The sequence below is a fragment of the Pseudomonas sp. PDM01 genome, from assembly GCF_014852325.1.
GTDB classification, from domain to species: Bacteria; Pseudomonadota; Gammaproteobacteria; order Pseudomonadales; family Pseudomonadaceae; genus Aquipseudomonas; species Aquipseudomonas migulae.
Genome location: NZ_JACVBK010000007.1, coordinates 245,886 through 264,808, shown reverse-complemented (window position 1 = coordinate 264,808; position 18,923 = coordinate 245,886). Strand labels below are relative to the sequence as shown.

Genomic DNA, 18,923 nt, shown 5'->3' with positions numbered 1-18,923 from the left:
GTTTAAGCCTGTTCCAACGAGGTTTCAACACGGGTGGCGGTGGCTGGAACTTTCCCGGCCGCTACCAGACGCTTGTGCTGCTCGGCTTCGATGCGCTCGATCACGTCGACCGGCACCATATAGCCTTGATCATCACGTGCAGCGTGGATCACGAAGTACACCACGGTGCCGATCAGGCCGAATGCAGCCAACCACCAGATGTGCCAGATCATCGCGAAACCGAACACGGTCAACAGAGCACCCATGACCACACCGGTCGCAGTGTTGTTTGGCATGTGGATCGGCTCGTACTTGGCCGGAGCCTTGTACGCAGTACCGTTTTCCTTGGCTTCGGTGAACGGATCGATGGTTTCCGCTTTTGGCAGGACCGCGAAGTTGTAGAACGGTGGTGGCGACGAGGTCGACCATTCCAGGGTGTGTGCATTCCACGGGTCGCCGTGTTCGCACATGTTTTCTGGCTTGTTGCGGTCACGCACGCTGACGTACAGCTGAATCAGCTGGCAAGCGATGCCGACGGCGATCATCACCGCACCGAACATGGCGACGTACAGGTACGGCACCCACTCAGGGTTGGTGGTGGCGTTCAGACGACGGGTCATGCCCATGAAGCCCAGTACATAGAGCGGCATGAACGCGACGAAGAAGCCGGTGATCCAGAACCAGAACGCTGCCTTGCCCCAACCTTCGTGCAGCTTGAAGCCGAACGCTTTAGGGAAGTAGAAGCCGAAGCCTGCGATGTAACCGAATACCGCGCCGCCGATGATCACGTTGTGGAAGTGAGCGATCACGAACAGGCTGTTGTGCAGAACGAAGTCGGCACCCGGAATGGCCAGCAATACGCCGGTCATGCCGCCGATGGCGAAGGTCACCATGAAGCCCAGGGTCCACAGAACCTGGCTGGTGAAACGCAGACGGCCCTGGTAGATGGTGAACAGCCAGTTGAATAGCTTCACCCCCGTCGGGATCGAAATCAGCATCGTCGCCAGACCGAAGAAGGCGTTGACGCTGGCACCCGAACCCATGGTGAAGAAGTGGTGCAGCCAGACCATGAAGCCCAGGATCGAGATCGCGCCCGAGGCGTAGATCATCGAGTGGTGGCCGAACAGACGCTTGCCGGAGAAGGTCGAAATGACTTCGGAGAAGATCCCGAACGCCGGCAGAATCAGGATGTAAACCTCGGGGTGACCCCAAGCCCAGAACAGGTTGACGTACATCATCGGATTGCCACCAAGTTCATTGGTGAAAATGTGGAAATCCATGTAACGGTCAAGCGTCAGCAGTGCCAGGGTAGCGGTCAGGATCGGGAACGAGGCCACGATCAGGACGTTGGCCCAGGTGCAGGTCCAGGTGAAGATCGGCATGTCCATCAGCTTCATGCCAGGGGTACGCATTTTCAGCACGGTCGCCAGGAAGTTAACCCCGGTTAGCGTCGTACCCAGACCCGATAGCTGTAGCGCCCAGATGTAGTAATCCATCCCCACGCCAGGGCTGTATTGCAGGCCCGACAGCGGTGGATAGGCAACCCAGCCGGTCTTGGCGAATTCGCCGACGCCCAGGGACAGGTTGATCAGCACTACGCCGGATACCAGCAACCAGAAGCTCAGGGAGTTCAGGAACGGGTAGGCAACGTCACGGGCGCCGATCTGCAGCGGCACTGCAAGGTTCATCAGGCCGGTGAAGAATGGCATCGCCATGAAGATGATCATGATCACACCGTGAGCGGTGAAGATCTGGTCATAGTGTTCAGGTGGCAGGTAGCCAGGCGAACCCTCGGTGGCCATGGCCAGCTGGGTACGCATCATGATGGCGTCGGCAAAACCGCGCAGCAGCATGACCATGGCGACGATGATGTACATCACGCCGATTTTCTTGTGGTCGACCGACGTCAGCCACTCGGTCCACAAGTAAGTCCACTTCTTGAAGTAGGTGATTGCAGCGAACAGCGCCAGACCACCGAGCGCGATCATGGCGATGGTCACCATCACGATCGGCTCGTGGAACGGGACCGCTTCCCAACTTAATTTACCAAACATCGTTTACTCCTCTGCCCCGGCAGCTGAATGCGAACTCATGTCCATCCCTTCCATGGCGGCCACTTCGTGCTCTTTCTTCTCGTGGTGCATCGGCTTGCCTGGTTTCATGCCTTCGTACTTGTCGACGATGATCTGGAACAGGTTCGGCGTGACCGAGGAGTAGAGCTCGACTGGGTTGTTCTGGCTTGGCTTGGAAAGGGCTTCGTATTCAGCTTTTTCAAGCTGTTTAGGTGCCTTTTTGACTTCGCTGACCCAGGCGTCGAAATCTTCCTGGGAAGTGGCGATAGCTTTGAACTTCATGCCGGTGAAACCCGCGCCGCTGTAGTTGGCGGAGATACCGTCCATTTCAGCGTTCTGGTTGGCGATCAGGTGCAGTTTGGTCTGCATGCCGGCCATCGCGTAGATCTGGCCGCCCAGCGCCGGGATGAAGAACGAGTTCATCACGGAGTCCGAAGTCACCTTGAAGTTGATCGGCGTGTGCGCCGGGAACACGATCTTGTTGACGGTGGCAATGCCTTGCTCCGGATAGATGAACATCCACTTCCAGTCCAGCGCGACCACTTCAATGGTGATTGGCTTGACGTCGGAGACCAGCGGCTTGTAAGGGTCCAGTGCGTGGGTCGACTTGTAAGTGACATAACCCAGGGCAATGATGATCAGCACTGGAACAGCCCACACCGCGATTTCGATCTTGGTGGAGTGCGACCACTTCGGCGTGTACACGGCGTCGGTGTTGGACGCGCGGTATTTCCAGGCGAACAGGAAGGTCATGACGATGACCGGAACCACGACCAACAGCATCAGCAGCGTTGCGGTGATGATCAGGTTTCGCTCGTCCAGGCCAACCTGGCCCTTGGGATCGAGCAAGGTCATGTTGCAGCCTGACAGCAACAACGTGCCGATCAGCGGCAATAAGCCTAGTAGTCTGGGGTACCTGTTTTTACTCATCTCACGACCTCTAAAGCAGCTTGCGCAATGCAGTTGGGTTTTGATCGCCAACACTTCACCCTGCCAAGGGTTGGCATTTTCTTGGATTGAATAAGGGCCGCCCGTCGCGCGTCAGACGCTGCTCGACAATTCCTGGGCAAGCGGTGAGTTCTTATTCGAATTCGTGGTCAAAGGCCTTGTTACAGACCAATTCCATTTGGTGCGGATAGTTGGAAGGCACCGACACCAGAGGAGTCGCATGAAGCCATCCGGCCCCTCGACGCCCTATTGCTGCTCAAGCACCTGAAGCAGGGTGAGCAGTGCCGGGAATTCAGTGCGGGCGATTGTAGATATGTAACGATTCATAAACCATGTCTCATCCCGAAATAATTTTTATCCATTCCAGCAACAATCATTAACGGTTTTCGCAAAAGTGCGGCATCTTATCGAAATTCATTCTCAACAAAAACACCAAAATAAGTAGGGCTACCACGCGCAGTTCAGACAGTATCGAAAGCTCTGCCTCTGCCCTCTACCCTGCCTTAGCCCCCATGTGACAAGGGCTCTGGCAATTTGCCAAGGCCTGTTAAAACTGCCTGTTCCAGGTTGAGAGCGCTAAAGCCTGTTGCGAAATCAGAAGACCATTTTCATTGCGTCTACGCATACCAATCCGACACGCTGAAACGCCTTGCGACACTCGCGCTGTGACAACATGTCGCACATGCGCCGCACCCGTTCTTGTCGCGCATCAAGGTCTTTTTACCCGAGCCCTGAATGGCAAAACGCCCCGGCTCTCTCAACGAGGGCCGGGGCGTTTTCATGTGTTGCGCAGCGATACCGCGAATGACCTCAGCGCAGTGCCTTGCGGTTGCGCGAAGTGAGCAATGGCACCAACACCACCACCAGGACAAAGGCAATCAAAGCCCACTGTGCGAGCGACAGACCGAGGATCGGCGGGTACGGCGTGGAGCAGAAACCGTCGACCTGGAACCCCAGCGGGAAGATCTTCGCCAGCGGCAGACCATCGACAATCGGTTGCAACACATCGATGCCGCAGCTGACCGCCGGATAGAACTGGGTATAGACGTGATGCCCGGCTACGCCGACGCCTGCCAGGGCGCAGATCACCACCAGGGTTTCAAACACCGTGATGCTGCGGCGGGTGCGCATTGCCGCGCCGATGAACGCGAAGATCGCGATCAGCAACAAGGCATAACGTTGCAGGATGCACAGCGGGCATGGCGCCTCGCCCAACACGATCTGCATGTACAGCGCGCCGCCAATCAGCGCCAGACAGATGATGCCCAGCAACACCAGGTAGCGCCGCTCACGGCCCAACCGCATCGTTTCCTCGCTCATTGCGTTTCCCTTCTAGATATCGATTGACCGGAAGTCTACACGCTGGCCCGGACCTTGGAGAGCCCGGGGCGTGTGGAACAGATGTCGGGGAATAAACGATAAGGTGGTTAAGAAGGGATTAAATTCGATCAGTTTCCAGAGATTTGCATGATCCCACGATCGCATCGCCAGCAGGCTGGCTCCCACAGTTGAATGCATTCCAAAGTGGGAGCCAGCCTGCTGGCGATGCGGCTGCTCAGTCGCCGTAGATATCAGACTTGAAGTACTTCTCGGAAATCTTCTGATACTCGCCGCTGGCGCGAATACCGTCGATGGCCGTGTTCAGTTGGCTGACCAATTCGGTGTTGCCCTTGCGCACGGCAATCCCGGCGCCCTCGCCTACGTATTTCGGATCCTTGAGCTCTGGCCCGACGAAGGCGTATCCCTTGCCGCGTGGCATCGACAGGAAGTCATTCAGCGGGATGGTGTCGGCGAAAATGGCGTCGAGGCGACCAGCCGCCAGGTCCATGTAGATCTCTTCGTTGTTGCCGTAACGCTTGACAGTGATGCCCTTGGGTTCAAACACCTCGGTGGCATAACGGTCCGTGGTGGTCGCACGTTGCACGCCGACGGTCTTGCCTTTGAGGCTGGCGTACTGATCATCCACCACCGCGCCTTCCTTCATTACAAGGCGCGATGAGGTGAAGTAGTACTTGTGGGTGAAGTCCACCGACTTCTTGCGGTCTTCGTTGATGGTCATGGACGACAGCGCCATGTCGATTTTCTTCACTTTCAGGGAAGGAATCAGACCGTCGAACTCACCTTCGACCCAGACGCACTTGACCTGCATCTGCGCGCAGAGGGCATTGCCGATGTCGTAGTCGAAACCGACGATTTCACCTTTGTCGGTTTTCGACGCGAACGGTGGGTAAGCCGCCTCGATGCCGATGCGCAGGGTTTTCTCGGCGGCAAACAGAGTGCTGCACGCCAACAGGCTCAGGGCCAGACCGGTGATGAGGGGGAATTTCTTCATGTTCGTTCTCTCGCGGGTTGTTGTTGGTTTGGCAAGACAGAAGAAAGAGCAGAAACGGGGGCACGCATTTTTTGTACTTATAATTCCATACTGGACTTTTATGTATGAGCCGTCAATTGGGGGGAACGCGGATGTGCCGTCCGGTGGTCGGGCGGTGAGTCAGGAAGGTATTGGGTGATGCAGATGGCCTCTTCGCGGGCAAGCCTCGCTCCTACAGGGATTGGTAATGTCTGAACGACACGATCCTGTAGGAGCGAGCGGTGCGACGATTCGACTTGCCCGCGAAGGCGTACTTGAAGGCGCCGCAGGGGTTACTGCTTCCAGCGATCCGCCGCCGCATGATCACTGTCACGCCCTTCCACCCAACGCGCGCCTTCACGGGTGTTCTCTTTTTTCCAGAACGGTGCGCGGGTTTTCAGGTAGTCCATGACAAAAGCGCAGGCATCGAACGCGGCCTGGCGGTGGGCGCTGGCGGCGCCGACGAAGACGATCGGCTCACCCGGCTCAAGGGCGCCGATGCGGTGCAGCACTTCCAGCTTGAGCAACGGCCAGCGTTGTTCGGCCTCGATGGCGATCTTGCCGAGAGCCTTTTCGGTCATGCCCGGATAGTGCTCCAGGAACATCCCGGCCACGTCGAGCCCGTCATTGAAGTCGCGCACGTAACCGACAAAACTCACCACCGCACCGACGCCGACATTGGCGGCGTGCATGGCGTTGACTTCCGCCCCCGGATCGAACGCCGTGGACTGCACGCGAATCGCCATGGTTCAGCCCCCGGTCACGGTCGGAAAGAACGCCACTTCATCGCCATCACTTACCGGCTCGTCGAGTTGGCAGAGGTCTTCGTTGCGGGCGCACATCAGGTTCTGCTCGCTCAACACATCGGCGCCGTCACGCTTGGCCAGCAGTGCGCGAACGTCATCGACGGTGGCGAAATCACCTTCAACTTTCACTGAGTCAACGCCCAGTGCTTCTCTATAACGAGCGAAAAACTTCACGGTGAGGTTCATGACTGATCCGCCTGGTAATGACCGCTCTTGCCCCCGAGCTTCTCCAGCAACCGCACGCTCTCGATGGTCATGCCACGATCCACGGCCTTGCACATGTCATAAATCGTCAGCGCCGCGACACTGGCTGCGGTCAGCGCTTCCATTTCGACACCGGTCTGCCCGGACAACTTGCAGCTCGCGACGATGCGCACGGTGTCGTCGCCTTCGGCACTCAGTTCGACCTTGACGCCGGTGAGCAGCAACGGATGGCACAGAGGAATCAGATCGCTGGTTTTTTTCGCAGCCTGAATGCCGGCGATGCGCGCTACGGCGAACACATCACCCTTGGGGTGACCGCCGCTGACGATCATTTGCAGGGTTTCGGGCAGCATGCGCACCCGCGCTTGAGCGGTGGCTTCACGGAACGTTACGTCTTTTTCAGTGACGTCGACCATGTTGGCGCGACCTTGGGAATCGAGATGAGTCAGCACAGGGTTACTCCTGATCAAGAGCCCCGATTGTAAACCCGTGGGTCAATCTTCTGCACCCGCGATTATCAGGTCACCCAATTCCCTTGTAGGAGCGAGACCGGCTTGCCGGCGATGGTGTGTCAGTCGCCCCGGTGTCGACTGACACACCATCGCGAGCAGGCTCGCTCCTACAGGGGGATTTGTGTTGGGCATAAAAAAAGACGGGCGACCCGCGAGGGCCGCCCGGTTTGGGTGAAGGGTTACAGATGCGATTCGGCGTATTCGGCCAGAATCGAACGAGGCACCCCTTGCAGGGTGATGTGCACACCGTTGGGGAAATCCTTGAAACGTTCAGTCAGGTAGGTCAGCCCGGAGCTGGTCGCGGACAGGTAAGGGGTGTCGATCTGCGCCAGGTTGCCCAGGCACACCACTTTGGAACCGGCGCCGGCACGGGTGATGATGGTTTTCATCTGGTGCGGCGTGAGGTTCTGGCATTCGTCGATCAAAATCAGGCTCTGCTGGAAGCTGCGACCCCGGATGTAGTTGAGGGATTTGAACTGCAACGGCACTTTGCTGAGGATGTAATCGACGCTGCCATGGGTGTTTTCGTCATCCATGTGCAAGGCTTCGAGGTTGTCGGTGATGGCGCCCAGCCACGGCTCCATTTTTTCCGCTTCGGTGCCGGGCAGGAAACCGATCTCCTGGTCCAGGCCCTGAACGCTGCGCGTCGCGATGATCCGGCGATAGCGCTTGCTGACCATGGTCTGCTCGATTGCCGCCGCCAGTGCCAGGATGGTTTTGCCGGAACCGGCCGCACCCGACAGGTTGACCAGGTGAATATCCGGATCAAGCAAGGCGTACAGCGCCAGGCTCTGATAGATGTCACGCGGTTTCAGGCCCCAGGCTTCCTGGTGCAACAAGGGTTCCTGATGCAGGTCGAGAATCAGCAGCTTGTCTTCGTCGATCTCCTTGATCCAGCCGACAAAGCCCTGCTCATCGATGATGAACTCGTTGATGTGCACCGCCGGCAGGTTGTCGGTCAGCTTCACCTGGTGCCAGGTGCGGCCGTGGTCCTGACGGGTTTCGACATTACTCACGCGATCCCAGAAGGAGCCGTCCATGTTGTGATAACCGTTGGGCAACAGCGAAACGTCGTCAACCAGTTGGTCAGTGCTGTAGTCCTCGGCCGCGATCCCGCAGGCACGGGCCTTGAGGCGCATGTTGATGTCTTTGGTGACCAACACCACGGGCAGCTTTGGCGCGCGCGCGTGCAGGTCGATCAACTGGTTGATGATGATGTTGTCGTTCAGGTGCTCGGGAAGAATGATGTTCGGTTCGGCACGTTTGCTCATCAGAATTGACAGCAAACCCTTGGGCCCACTTTTGCCACGCTGGATCGGTACCCCCAGCTCAACGTCTTCAGGGCTGGCTTCGCCCAGGGTCTTGTCGATCAGGCGAATCGCCTGACGACATTCCGCAGCCACGCTGTGATGCCCGCTTTTGAGCTTGTCCAGCTCTTCAAGCACGGTCATCGGAATCGCGACGTGGTGTTCTTCGAAGTTCAGCAGGGCGTTTGGATCGTGAATCAATACGTTGGTATCGAGTACATAAAGGATTGGCTGGTTGGAGGAAGAACTACGTCCGTGATCATCCATACTCGGTCACCTTTGTGGGAGCCATTCGACGCAATACCTTGGCGGTGCTGCGCCTCGAAGTGACTGCCGAATTCACCTGCGGGGACTCAAGTGAACTGCATCCATAGCTGGGTCTTGGGAGACGCCACCTGTGTTGCAGGTTTCGGCGGTCTGTCTTCGTAATACTCCAAAACATGTGACAGAAAAAAGCACTTTGACGCTTTTTTGAAGTTTATTTTTCAGAGTGACGAATAGCCCTTGGCCTGCAGGCAATGTGCCGTTAAAGTCGGAAGTCCGCCTGCACTGAATTTCCCTCCAAAATCGCCTTAGCCCCAATATTTACGGGCTTTCCCGCTTTCAGCGAAACGCATCCTGACAATCTTCCCAACCGATCCCGCTGAGCGCCGTTTGCGTGACAAGCCAGGGCATCGCCGTTTTCACGCCATCCTGTTTAATGTTGAAATTGATCACCCCATGCCGCCACAACAGCATCAGGGTCAACACGCGCTGCGCGCTCTGACTGGCCTTGAGTTTGCCGGCGCCATCCTGGGCATCGATGTCCCACAGCGCCACTTGCAGGCCCTGGGATCTGAAGAAGCCTTGCGCGTCTGATCGGCGCTGACCATCGGGCGGACGAAACAACGGCACATAGTTCTCCGGCAATTTGCTTTTGACCAGTTCGGCGCTGCGCCGCACCGAGTCCTGCCAGTCCTGCCAATAGCTGTGGGAGCGAAACTCCCAGCCTTGCACGCCGATGCACTGCGCCGAGTAAGTGGCCTGCAGGTTGGCGACGGAACGATCGCTCAGACGCGCCTGAATGTCCTTGCCAAGGACGAAAAACGTGCCCGTCATGTTGGCCTTGCGCAGGTACTCGGTGACCCATGCCGTGTTGTCCGGCGCGGCATTGGCGGCGCTGTCGAAGGTCAACAGGAACAGTCGGTCATGCATTTGCTCGCCGTTGCGCTCGTAGTCGCCAAAACGATCGATTTCGCTGCTGGTTTGCGGAAACAGCGCAGCCTTGCGCAATTGCTCGTCGAGGTACTGCGCATGGAACAGCCGGCTCGGCTCGGACCACTTGATGTAGTAACTGTCGGCGCTGACCTGAAACTTGGCGGCTTGCTGGCGCAAGGTGGCCATGTCCTCCACCAGATAACACCAGGAAGCGTCCTGATCGCAGCTCTGTTGAGCGAAGTTGTAGTTGGTCAGCAGTCGTTGCCACATGCGCTGGCGCAGATGGTTGACCGAATCCGGATTGATCGTGCGCAGGCCCAGGCGCTGGGCCAGGCTTGCATCATCCAGCGACTCGCTGGCCAGCAGCACGCGCGCGAACATCAAAATCTCTGCCCGCGAGGCGACATCGAACAGCGTCGGGTTGCTGAGCTGTTCAGGCCAGGTGCTGCGATCGAGCGTCGCCACATCGCCCGGCGCCGCCATGGCACCGAAACTCAACAGCCACGCCGAAAAAAGAAAAACGATACGCAATGGGATGTCTCCAGAACAAAACCCGCGCGGCACTATAGCTGATCCGGCATTAGCGCCACGATCTCCTGTAGGAGCGAGGCTTGCCCGCGAAGGCGGTGTATCAGTTACCGATGATGCCGACTGACATACCGCTTTCGCGGGCAAGCCTCGCTCCTACAGGAGATCGTGGCCACCGATCATCACCTATGGACTTGATAGCTGGAGTCAACACGGACAACCCCCTAGAATCGCCCCACGATTAAAGGAGACGACTTCATGCTGATGGTGATTTCCCCCGCCAAGACCCTCGATTACGAAACACCGCCGGCCACCCAGCGCTTCACCCAGCCGCAATACCTCGACCATTCCCAGGAGCTGATCCTGCAATTGCGCGACCTGACGCCGGCGCAGATCAGCGAGCTGATGCATGTCTCCGATAAGATCGGCGGGCTCAACGCCGCGCGTTTCGGCAGCTGGACCCCGGCGTTCACGCCTGAAAACGCCAAACAGGCCCTGCTGGCGTTCAAGGGTGACGTTTATACCGGTCTCAACGCGCAAACCTTCAGCGAAGCCGATTTCGATTACGCCCAGCAGCATCTGCGCATGCTGTCCGGCCTGTATGGCCTGTTGCGTCCACTGGACCTGATGCAGCCGTACCGTCTGGAAATGGGCACCAAATTGCCCAACGCCCGTGGCAAGGACCTGTATGCCTTCTGGGGCACGCGCATCAGCGAATGGTTGAACGAAGCCCTGGCCGATCAGGGCGATGATGTGCTGCTGAACCTGGCGTCCAACGAGTATTTCTCGGCGGTCAAACGCAGCGCCCTGAATGCCCGCATCATCAATACCGAGTTCAAGGACCTGAAAAACGGTCAGTACAAGATCATCAGCTTCTACGCGAAAAAGGCCCGGGGCATGATGAGCCGCTTCGTCATCGAAGAACGCATCAACGACCCCGCCGCACTCAAGCAGTTTGACGTTCAGGGCTATCGGTACAGTGCCGAGCAGTCTAAACCGGACAACCTGGTGTTCCTGCGCGATCACGCCCCCGAGTAAATGCACCCGGTCGGTGCACGACCGCAAAAGCGTCGTGCACCGCCTTCAAATAGTCAAACAATCCCCCGCCTTTTTCGCCAGTTATTTGGCGCCAATTTTCAATCAATCAAAATCCTAACTTTAGTTTCACTCGACTTTCGTGATTTTTTTCAGTAGTGGCACTAAAAAAAATTATCCGTAGTGGCATAAAACTATCCAATCCAACGACGACCCTATGTATCAAGGGTGAAACAGCCGTTGCTATCAATATGAAAGCAGTGCCATCTTTTTCAATATTTCAAGAAATTTCAGAATTCGCGATGGGTGGACTGGAACTATGTCCAAATGCGTAGCTCATACCACCGGTAACCATTATCTCTGAACATGTACGAGATAACTTACGCAGAGAAGAGATTCACGTAGCGAAGTTGTCACAATAACTTCGGCTACATAATCCCTGATTTGGGCAACATCTGAAGGAAAGGAGATAACGCATCACTACTATCCCCTACACGGCCAAGGCAGCGCCCCTATAAACGTGCTCACCTGAGCACCAAACCGCTTGATTTACGGGCTTTCGGCCTGGCATTGAGCGCGCAAGACCTTTGCACGAAGGACCTCGACCAGAGGACTCGGCTGCATAACAGGGCAAGTCATAATAATAAGGCCTGGTTACGCACACCTTGAGTGCACTTATTTAGACACTCGGAACTTAGTATGCCTGTACACGGCATTGTGGCGCCTGACTGCCGCACTTCCGAGCGCACTACAACTGCTGAACACACTTAATTCCGGCCATGTAATGGCTTGTTGAACACAGTCTTGTTAACGAGAGGTAAATGCGATGCGCATCAGCATATTTGGTTTGGGTTACGTCGGTGCAGTATGTGCCGGTTGCCTGTCTGCACGGGGCCATGACGTCGTTGGCGTCGATGTCGCCAAAGACAAGATCGATATGATCAACGCCGGTAAATCACCGATTGTTGAACCAGGTTTGGGCGAACTGCTGGCCAAGGGTATCGAGACCGGTCGACTGCGCGGTACGACCAACTTCGCGGAAGCGATTCGCGACACCGACCTGTCGATGATCTGCGTCGGCACGCCGAGCAAGAAGAACGGCGACCTGGAACTGAACTACATCGAAGCCGTGTGCCGCGAGATCGGTTTTGTCCTGCGTGACAAGACCACCCGCCACACCATCGTGGTTCGCAGCACCGTTTTGCCGGGCACTGTCGCAAACGTTGTCATCCCGATTCTCGAAGACTGCTCCGGCAAGAAAGCCGGTGTTGATTTCGGTGTGGCGGTGAACCCTGAGTTCCTGCGCGAAAGCACCGCGATCGCCGACTACGACCTGCCACCGATGACCGTCATCGGCGAATTCGACAAGGCGTCCGGCGACGTTCTGCAATCGCTGTACGAAGAACTCGACGCGCCGATCATCCGCAAGGACATCGCCGTTGCCGAGATGATCAAGTACACCTGCAACGTGTGGCACGCCACCAAGGTGACCTTCGCCAACGAGATCGGCAACATCGCCAAGGCGTGCGGCGTCGATGGTCGTGAAGTGATGGAAGTGGTCTGCCAGGACAAGACACTGAACCTGTCCCAGTACTACATGCGCCCTGGTTTCGCCTTCGGCGGTTCGTGCCTGCCCAAAGACGTGCGCGCCCTGACCTACCGCGCCGGCGCCCTGGACGTGGAATCACCGCTGCTGAACTCGCTGATGCGCAGCAACGAATCCCAGGTGCAGAACGCCTTCGACATCGTTTCCAGCCACGACAAACGCAAAGTCGCCCTGCTGGGCCTGAGCTTCAAGGCCGGCACCGACGACCTGCGCGAAAGCCCGCTGGTTGATCTGGCAGAAATGCTGATCGGCAAAGGCTACGACCTGAGCATCTACGACGCCAACGTCGAATACGCCCGCGTTCACGGTGCGAACAAGGACTACATCGAGTCGAAGATTCCTCACGTCTCGTCCTTGCTCAACTCCGACTTCGACGAAGTGATCAACAACTCCGACGTGATCATCCTCGGCAACCGTGACGAGAAATTCCGCGCCCTGGCGCAGAACGCTCCGCACGGCAAGCAAGTGATCGACCTGGTCGGCTTCATGTCGAAAGCCACCAGCGTGAGTGGCCGCACCGAAGGCATCTGCTGGTAACACGCCGCGCTCTGTAGGAGCCAGGCTTGCCGGCGAACCAGGCGCCCCGGTGTGTCAGGCAGGCAGCCTTCGCGGGCAAGCCTCGCTCCTACAGTTTTTACGCCTGCCTTAACCCATTCGGGCCTCGCCCGAGATCGAGACGGATGCAGATTATGCACAGGCTAAAGCACGGCCTACTTCAGGCCGCCGGTTGGCTGTTTTACTTAAGTCTTTTGATGGGCATCGCCATGGCGTTGCCTGTGTCCACGTTCGACTCCGAGTCGAAGGACTTCATTTTCCTGATCGGTATCGTCGGTATCTGGCGCTACTCGATGGGTGCCACGCACTTTCTGCGCGGCATGCTGTTTCTGTACGTGGTCTACCCGCACCTGCGGCGCAAAGTGCGCAAGCTGGGTAAAGCGGCAGACCCGTCCCATGTGTTTTTGATGGTCACCAGTTTCCGTATCGACGCGCTGACCACCGCCCAGGTCTACGCCTCGGTGATCCGCGAAGCGATCGACTGCGGCCTGCCGACCACCATGGTCTGCTCCATCGTGGAAATGTCCGATGAGAAGCTGGTGAAAAGCCTGTGGACCAAGATGAATCCACCGGAGCGCGTCAAGCTCGACTTCGTGCGCATTCCCGGCACCGGCAAGCGTGATGGCCTGGCCTACGGTTTCCGCGCCATCTCCCGTCACCTGCCGGACGACCGCGCCGTGGTGGCCGTGATCGATGGCGACACCGTGCTCGCCGAAGGCGTCGTGCTCAAGACCGTGCCGTGGTTCCAGCTGTTCGGCAATGTCGGCGGCCTGACCACCAACGAATTCTGCGAAGTGCGCGGCGGCTACATCATGAGCGAGTGGCACAAGCTGCGTTTCGCCCAGCGCCACATCAACATGTGCTCGATGGCCTTGTCCAAGCGCGTGCTGACCATGACCGGCCGCATGTCCGTGTTCCGCGCAACGGTCGTGACCAACCCGGACTTCATCGCCGATGTGGAAAGCGACTCGCTGCAACACTGGCGCCTGGGTCGCTTCAAGTTTCTTACCGGTGATGACAAGTCGAGCTGGTTCAGCCTGATGCGCCTGGGCTACGACACGTTCTACGTGCCGGACGCCGCGATCCACACCGTGGAACACCCGCCGGAAAAAAGCTTCATCAAGGCCAGCCGCAAGCTGATGTTCCGCTGGTACGGCAACAACCTGCGCCAGAACTCCCGCGCCCTGGGCCTGGGGATGAAGCGTCTCGGCCTGTTCACCTCGGTGGTGCTGTTCGATCAGCGTGTATCGATGTGGACGTCCTTGCTGGGCCTGACCGTCGCGCTCATCGCGTCGTTCAAGTACGGCACCGCGTTCATCCTCGTTTACCTGCTGTGGATCGGCATCACCCGCCTGATCCTGACCCTGCTGCTGTCCTGCTCCGGTCACCGGATCGGCCCGGCTTACCCGGCGATTCTCTATTACAACCAGATCGTCGGCGCGCTGGTGAAAATCTACGTGTTCTTCCGCCTCGACCAACAGTCCTGGACTCGCCAGCCCACTTCCCTGACCCGTGATCTCGCCAGCTTTCAACGTTGGTTCAACACCTGGTCGTCTCGGACCATGACCTTCTCCGCCGGCAGCATTTTTGTCGCCGTGCTGCTGATGATGGTCTGACCGCCCCCTTATTGAATTAACCAGGAAATCGCCCCTATGAATACCGCCGTCAACGCCAATGTAGTGCATGAATCCGAAGCCCAGCGCCAACACGCCCGAGTGAAAATTCCGGCCAAGCTGCGTTTCTTCGGCCCGGACCGCACGCCGGTTGAAGCCCGGGTCCTCGACCTCTCCGCCGGCGGCCTGGCGTTCAACGCCGGTCAGCTGCCGCTGAAGGTCGGCGACGTGCACAAGGCTCGCCTGCAGTTCGTCATCGATAACCTCGGCCTGGCCATGGACGTAGAGATGCAAGTGCGCTCCTTCGACCGCCAGACCGGCCGTGCCGGTTGCCAATTCCAGAACCTGGAACCGCAAGACATCTCGACCCTGCGCCACCTGATCACTTCGCACCTGGCCGGCGACATCGTCAGCATGGGTGAAGTGCTGGCGACCCTGCAGCGCGACAACTTCACCAAAGCGCGCAAGGTCAAGGATGGCGGCCACGGCATGACCGCGTTCGGTCGCCTGCGTGCCGTGACCTTCAGCCTGGGGATTTTCCTCGTCGGCCTGGCGGCGTTCGGTTTCATTTTCAAATCGGTGTACGGCATGTACTTCGTCAGCCACGCACAGGCCGGTCTGGTCAGCGTGCCGGGCATGAGCATCACCATGCCCCGTGACGGCACCGTGCAAAGCCTGATCAAGGCCGACGGCGTTGCGGCCAAAGGCGCTCCGCTGGCAACGTTCAGCACCAGCATGCTCGACGTGCTCAAGGGTCATCTTGACGACAATCAGCTGCAACCGGCCAAGGTTGAAGAACTGTTCGGCAAGCAAATGACCGGCACCCTGACCTCGCCGTGCGATTGCACCGTGGCCCAGCAACTGGTCGCCGACGGTCAGTACGCCAGCAAGGGCGACGTGATCTTCCAACTGGTGCCGCGTAACAGCGAAGCCAACGTTGAAGCGCGCTTCTCCTATCGCCAGTTCGGCGACGTGCGTCCAGGCACCAACGTCAACTTCCAGATTGCCGGCGAAGACAAGACCCGCACCGGCAAGATCGTCAGCAGCACCAGCCTGAAAAGCGCCGACCTGTCGTCCGACATCCGCGTGCTGATCCAGCCGGACGAGCCGCTGGACAGCAAGTTCGCCGGTCGCCCGGTTGAAGTGAACAGCGACCGTGGCCCGAACCTGAACTGGCTGATCGATAAAGCCATGGCTTCCGGTCTTTAAGTCGAGGACATGCCTGTGACGACTCCTACCTTGAACACACCGCAGACCCTGTGGGAGCGAGCCTGCTCGCGATGGGATCAACGCGGTTCAACTGATGCACCGCGCAGCCTGAATCGCCAGCAGGCTGGCTCCCACATTGGAACAGTGTGTGCCTTGGCATTGGCAGTCAGCCTGGCCGGTTGCGCCGGTCTGCCCGACCAGCGTCTGGCCAATGAAGCGCTCAAGCGCGGCGACACCGCGCTGGCTCAGCAGAACTACAAGCAACTGGCCGACCTGGGCTACAGCGAGGCCCAAGTAGGCCTCGCCGATATCCAGGTCGACAGCCGCGACCCGGCGCAGCTCAAGCAGGCCGAGGCGACTTACCGCGCGGCGGCCGACGTCTCGCCGCGAGCGCAGGCTCGCCTGGGTCGCTTGCTGGTGGCCAAACCCGGTTCCACCGAAGCCGAACAGCACGAAGCTGAAGCCCTGCTGAAAAAGGCTTCGGCCAATGGCGAAGGCAACACGCTGATCCCGCTGGCGATGCTGTACCTGCAATACCCGCACAGTTTCCCCAACGTCAACGCGCAACAGCAGATCAGCCAATGGCGCGCCGAAGGCAAACCGGAAGCCGGCCTGGCCCAGGTGCTGCTCTATCGCACCCAAGGCACTTACGACCAGCACCTGGACGAAGTCGCAACGATCTGCAAAGCGGCGTTGAACACCACCGATATCTGCTACGTCGAGCTGGCCACGGTTTACCAGAAACAAGGCAAACCGGAACAGCAAGCTGAGCTGATCAAGCAGATGCAAGCGGCACATACCCGTGGCACCGTTTCCGCTCAGCGCGTGGACAGCGTTGCTCGTGTGCTCGGTGATGCAAGCCTGGGCAAGACCGACGAAAAAACCGCTCAGGCGCTGCTCGAAGACATCGCCCCCGCCTACCCCGCTTCGTGGGTCAGCCTGGCGCAATTGCTCTACGACTTCCCGGAACTCGGCGACGTCGACACGATGATGAAGTACCTGGACAACGGCCGCGCCGCTGACCAGCCGCGCGCCGAACTGTTGCTCGGCAAGCTCTACTACGAAGGCAAATGGGTGCCGGCGGACGCGAAAGTCGCCGAAGCACATTTCCAGAAAGCCGTCGGCAAGGAAGTCGCCGCCGATTACTACCTCGGCCAGATCTACCGTCGTGGTTACCTGGGCAAGGTCTATTCGCAGAAGGCACTGGACCACTTGCTGACCGCTGCGCGCAACGGCCAGAACAGCGCCGACTTCGCCATCGCCCAGCTGTTTTCCCAAGGCAAGGGCACCAAGCCCGACCCGCTTAACGCTTATGTCTTCAGCCAATTGGCCAAGGCCCAGAACACCCCGCAGGCCACCGAGCTTGCGCAAACTCTCGAAGCCCAACTGCCGCCTGCCCAGCTGGCCGAGGCCCAACGCCTGTTGAAACAAGAACAGGCCGTTCGTGGCGCCTTGAGCCAGAACACGCTGGAACTGCATGCCCTGCAAGAAGAAGACGGCGAGGAATCCCTATGAAGTTGAATCCATTCATGAAGGCCGGCATCGGCCTGACGTTTGCGCTGATCTGGTCTTGCCCGACCCTGGCGGCAATCACCGAAACCAAGAATTTCGGTCTGGACGTAAAAATCACCGGCCAGTCCGAAGACGACCGTGACCTCGGCACTGCCAGCGGCGGCGACGTCAATGGCGTCGGTCTCGACCTGCGTCCCTGGGTCTACGGCGAAAGCGGCGCGTGGAGCGCCTACGCCATGGGTCAGGCCGTGACGTCCACCGACATCATCGAAACCGACACCTTGCAGCAGTCCGACAGCGACGGCACCCAGACCACCGACAACGGTGATCGCAAGACCAAGAAAAACTACCTGGCGATGCGCGAATTCTGGGTCGGCTACAGCGGCCTGACACCGTATCCGGGCGAGCAGTTGAAGCTCGGTCGTCAGCGCCTGCGCAACGACGACGGCCAATGGCGCGACACCAACATCGAAGCCCTGAACTGGACCTTCGACACCACACTGTTGCGCGCCAACGTCGGCGTCGCCGAACGCTTCAGCGAATACCGCACCGACCTCAAAGAGTTGGCGCCGAAAGACAAGGATCGCTTGCACCTCTACGCCGACGCGGCGTATCAGTGGACACCGGGCAACTGGGTCGGCATTCGCGGTCATCACACCCACGACGACGGCAAACTCGACTACCCGGAACCGGGCGTGCCCGGCGACTCGCTGGACAAGAAACAGAACGGCGACATCAGCTGGCTCGGCCTCACCGCTGACAGCGACGCCTACAACTACCGCAACACCAACACCGTCAATTACTGGGGCAGCGTCACCGGCATGAGCGGCGACACCGACACGGTGAATCAGCTGAACGCCGACGGCTCCCGCCCGACCGAAGCCAAGCGCGGTGAAGACCTCAACGGCTGGGCCACCGATATCGGCGTGCGCCTGCGCCTCGATCCGCAATGGCAAGTGGGTGCAGCCTATGCCCGCGCCAGTGCCGATTACGAACAGAACGGCCTGGAAAGCAACCGCTCGAACTACACCGGTACGCGCTCGCGGGTTCACCGTTTCGGCGAAGCGTTCCGCGGCGAAATGAACAACATGCAAACCGCTACGTTGTTCGGTTCGTGGATGCTCAACGACGAGTACGACGCCAGCGTGATCTACCACAAATTCTGGCGCGTCGACGGCAACAAGCCGGTGGGCAGCAACGGCATCAACGCCGTCGAGAACGACACCGACCCAACCGGCGCGATTCTCTCCAGCACGTCCCTGCCGCTGGAAGATGGCAACAAAGACCTCGGCCAGGAAATGGACCTTGTGGTCACCAAGTACTTCAAGCAAGGCCTGTTGCCTGCCGCGCTGAGCCAGTCGATCGACGAACCGTCGGCCCTGGTGCGCTTGCGTGGCGGCGTGTTCAAGCCGGGCGATGCCTATGGCAAAGAAGTCGACTCGTACATGCACCGCGCGTTCATCGACGTGATCTGGCGCTTCTGATGCGAA

At 58.6% G+C, this 18,923-nt stretch carries 15 protein-coding genes; 6 read left to right on the top strand and 9 right to left on the bottom strand.

What is annotated here, in order from left to right:
- Positions 1–2 precede the first annotated feature (2 nt).
- The 9 genes from cyoB to IB246_RS19335 all read right to left on the bottom strand — a co-directional run bounded on the left by cyoB (position 3) and on the right by IB246_RS19335 (position 9,906).
- Positions 3–2,033 (bottom strand): cytochrome o ubiquinol oxidase subunit I, encoded by a 2,031-nt coding sequence (gene cyoB, locus IB246_RS19375; protein ID WP_008025397.1) that lies wholly within the window; start codon positions 2,031–2,033, stop codon positions 3–5.
- A gap of 3 nt (positions 2,034–2,036) precedes the next feature.
- Positions 2,037–2,981, bottom strand: a complete 945-nt coding sequence (gene cyoA / locus IB246_RS19370; RefSeq protein WP_008025394.1) for a ubiquinol oxidase subunit II — start codon at positions 2,979–2,981, stop codon at positions 2,037–2,039.
- 828 nt (positions 2,982–3,809) lie between these two features.
- On the bottom strand, positions 3,810–4,319 hold the full coding sequence (locus tag IB246_RS19365; RefSeq protein WP_032828589.1) for a disulfide bond formation protein B: 510 nt from the start codon (positions 4,317–4,319) through the stop codon (positions 3,810–3,812).
- A 235-nt stretch (positions 4,320–4,554) separates the two neighbouring features.
- Positions 4,555–5,331 carry an ABC transporter substrate-binding protein gene (locus IB246_RS19360; RefSeq protein ID WP_008044528.1) on the bottom strand — a complete coding sequence of 259 codons (777 nt, stop codon included), beginning with the start codon at positions 5,329–5,331 and terminating at the stop codon, positions 4,555–4,557.
- Between the two features lie 311 nt (positions 5,332–5,642).
- Positions 5,643–6,095 carry a molybdopterin synthase catalytic subunit MoaE gene (gene moaE / locus IB246_RS19355; protein WP_008044526.1) on the bottom strand — a complete coding sequence of 151 codons (453 nt, stop codon included), beginning with the start codon at positions 6,093–6,095 and terminating at the stop codon, positions 5,643–5,645.
- A gap of 3 nt (positions 6,096–6,098) precedes the next feature.
- Positions 6,099–6,341: a molybdopterin converting factor subunit 1 gene (gene moaD / locus IB246_RS19350; protein WP_008025385.1), complete on the bottom strand. Its 243-nt coding sequence runs from the start codon at positions 6,339–6,341 to the stop codon at positions 6,099–6,101.
- Positions 6,338–6,811 carry a cyclic pyranopterin monophosphate synthase MoaC gene (gene moaC, locus IB246_RS19345; RefSeq protein ID WP_008044525.1) on the bottom strand — a complete coding sequence of 158 codons (474 nt, stop codon included), beginning with the start codon at positions 6,809–6,811 and terminating at the stop codon, positions 6,338–6,340. The genes moaD and moaC overlap by 4 nt, the downstream gene beginning before the upstream one ends.
- 239 nt (positions 6,812–7,050) lie before the next feature.
- Positions 7,051–8,445, bottom strand: coding sequence for a PhoH family protein (locus IB246_RS19340; RefSeq protein WP_008025381.1), 1,395 nt, complete (start codon positions 8,443–8,445; stop codon positions 7,051–7,053).
- A gap of 336 nt (positions 8,446–8,781) precedes the next feature.
- Positions 8,782–9,906, bottom strand: a complete 1,125-nt coding sequence (locus tag IB246_RS19335) for a polysaccharide deacetylase family protein (protein WP_032832874.1) — start codon at positions 9,904–9,906, stop codon at positions 8,782–8,784.
- 255 nt (positions 9,907–10,161) lie between these two features.
- Here IB246_RS19335 and yaaA point away from each other — a divergent pair, with 255 nt between their 5' ends.
- The 6 genes from yaaA to IB246_RS19305 all read left to right on the top strand — a co-directional run bounded on the left by yaaA (position 10,162) and on the right by IB246_RS19305 (position 18,917).
- Positions 10,162–10,941 (top strand): peroxide stress protein YaaA, encoded by a 780-nt coding sequence (gene yaaA / locus IB246_RS19330; RefSeq protein WP_008025377.1) that lies wholly within the window; start codon positions 10,162–10,164, stop codon positions 10,939–10,941.
- 823 nt (positions 10,942–11,764) lie between these two features.
- Positions 11,765–13,081 carry a nucleotide sugar dehydrogenase gene (locus IB246_RS19325; protein WP_008044520.1) on the top strand — a complete coding sequence of 439 codons (1,317 nt, stop codon included), beginning with the start codon at positions 11,765–11,767 and terminating at the stop codon, positions 13,079–13,081.
- Positions 13,082–13,233: 152 nt separating this feature from the next.
- Entirely contained in the window at positions 13,234–14,715 is a 1,482-nt protein-coding gene (gene alg8 / locus IB246_RS19320) for a mannuronan synthase (protein WP_404943251.1), read from the top strand.
- Positions 14,716–14,751: 36 nt separating this feature from the next.
- Complete coding sequence (locus tag IB246_RS19315) at positions 14,752–15,921, top strand: alginate biosynthesis protein Alg44 (protein WP_008044509.1); 1,170 nt, start codon at positions 14,752–14,754, stop codon at positions 15,919–15,921.
- Positions 15,922–15,936: 15 nt separating this feature from the next.
- Positions 15,937–17,436 carry an alginate biosynthesis TPR repeat lipoprotein AlgK gene (algK, locus tag IB246_RS19310; protein WP_008044508.1) on the top strand — a complete coding sequence of 500 codons (1,500 nt, stop codon included), beginning with the start codon at positions 15,937–15,939 and terminating at the stop codon, positions 17,434–17,436.
- Positions 17,433–18,917 (top strand): alginate export family protein, encoded by a 1,485-nt coding sequence (locus IB246_RS19305; protein WP_008044507.1) that lies wholly within the window; start codon positions 17,433–17,435, stop codon positions 18,915–18,917. The genes algK and IB246_RS19305 overlap by 4 nt, the downstream gene beginning before the upstream one ends.
- Positions 18,918–18,923: the final 6 nt, after the last annotated feature.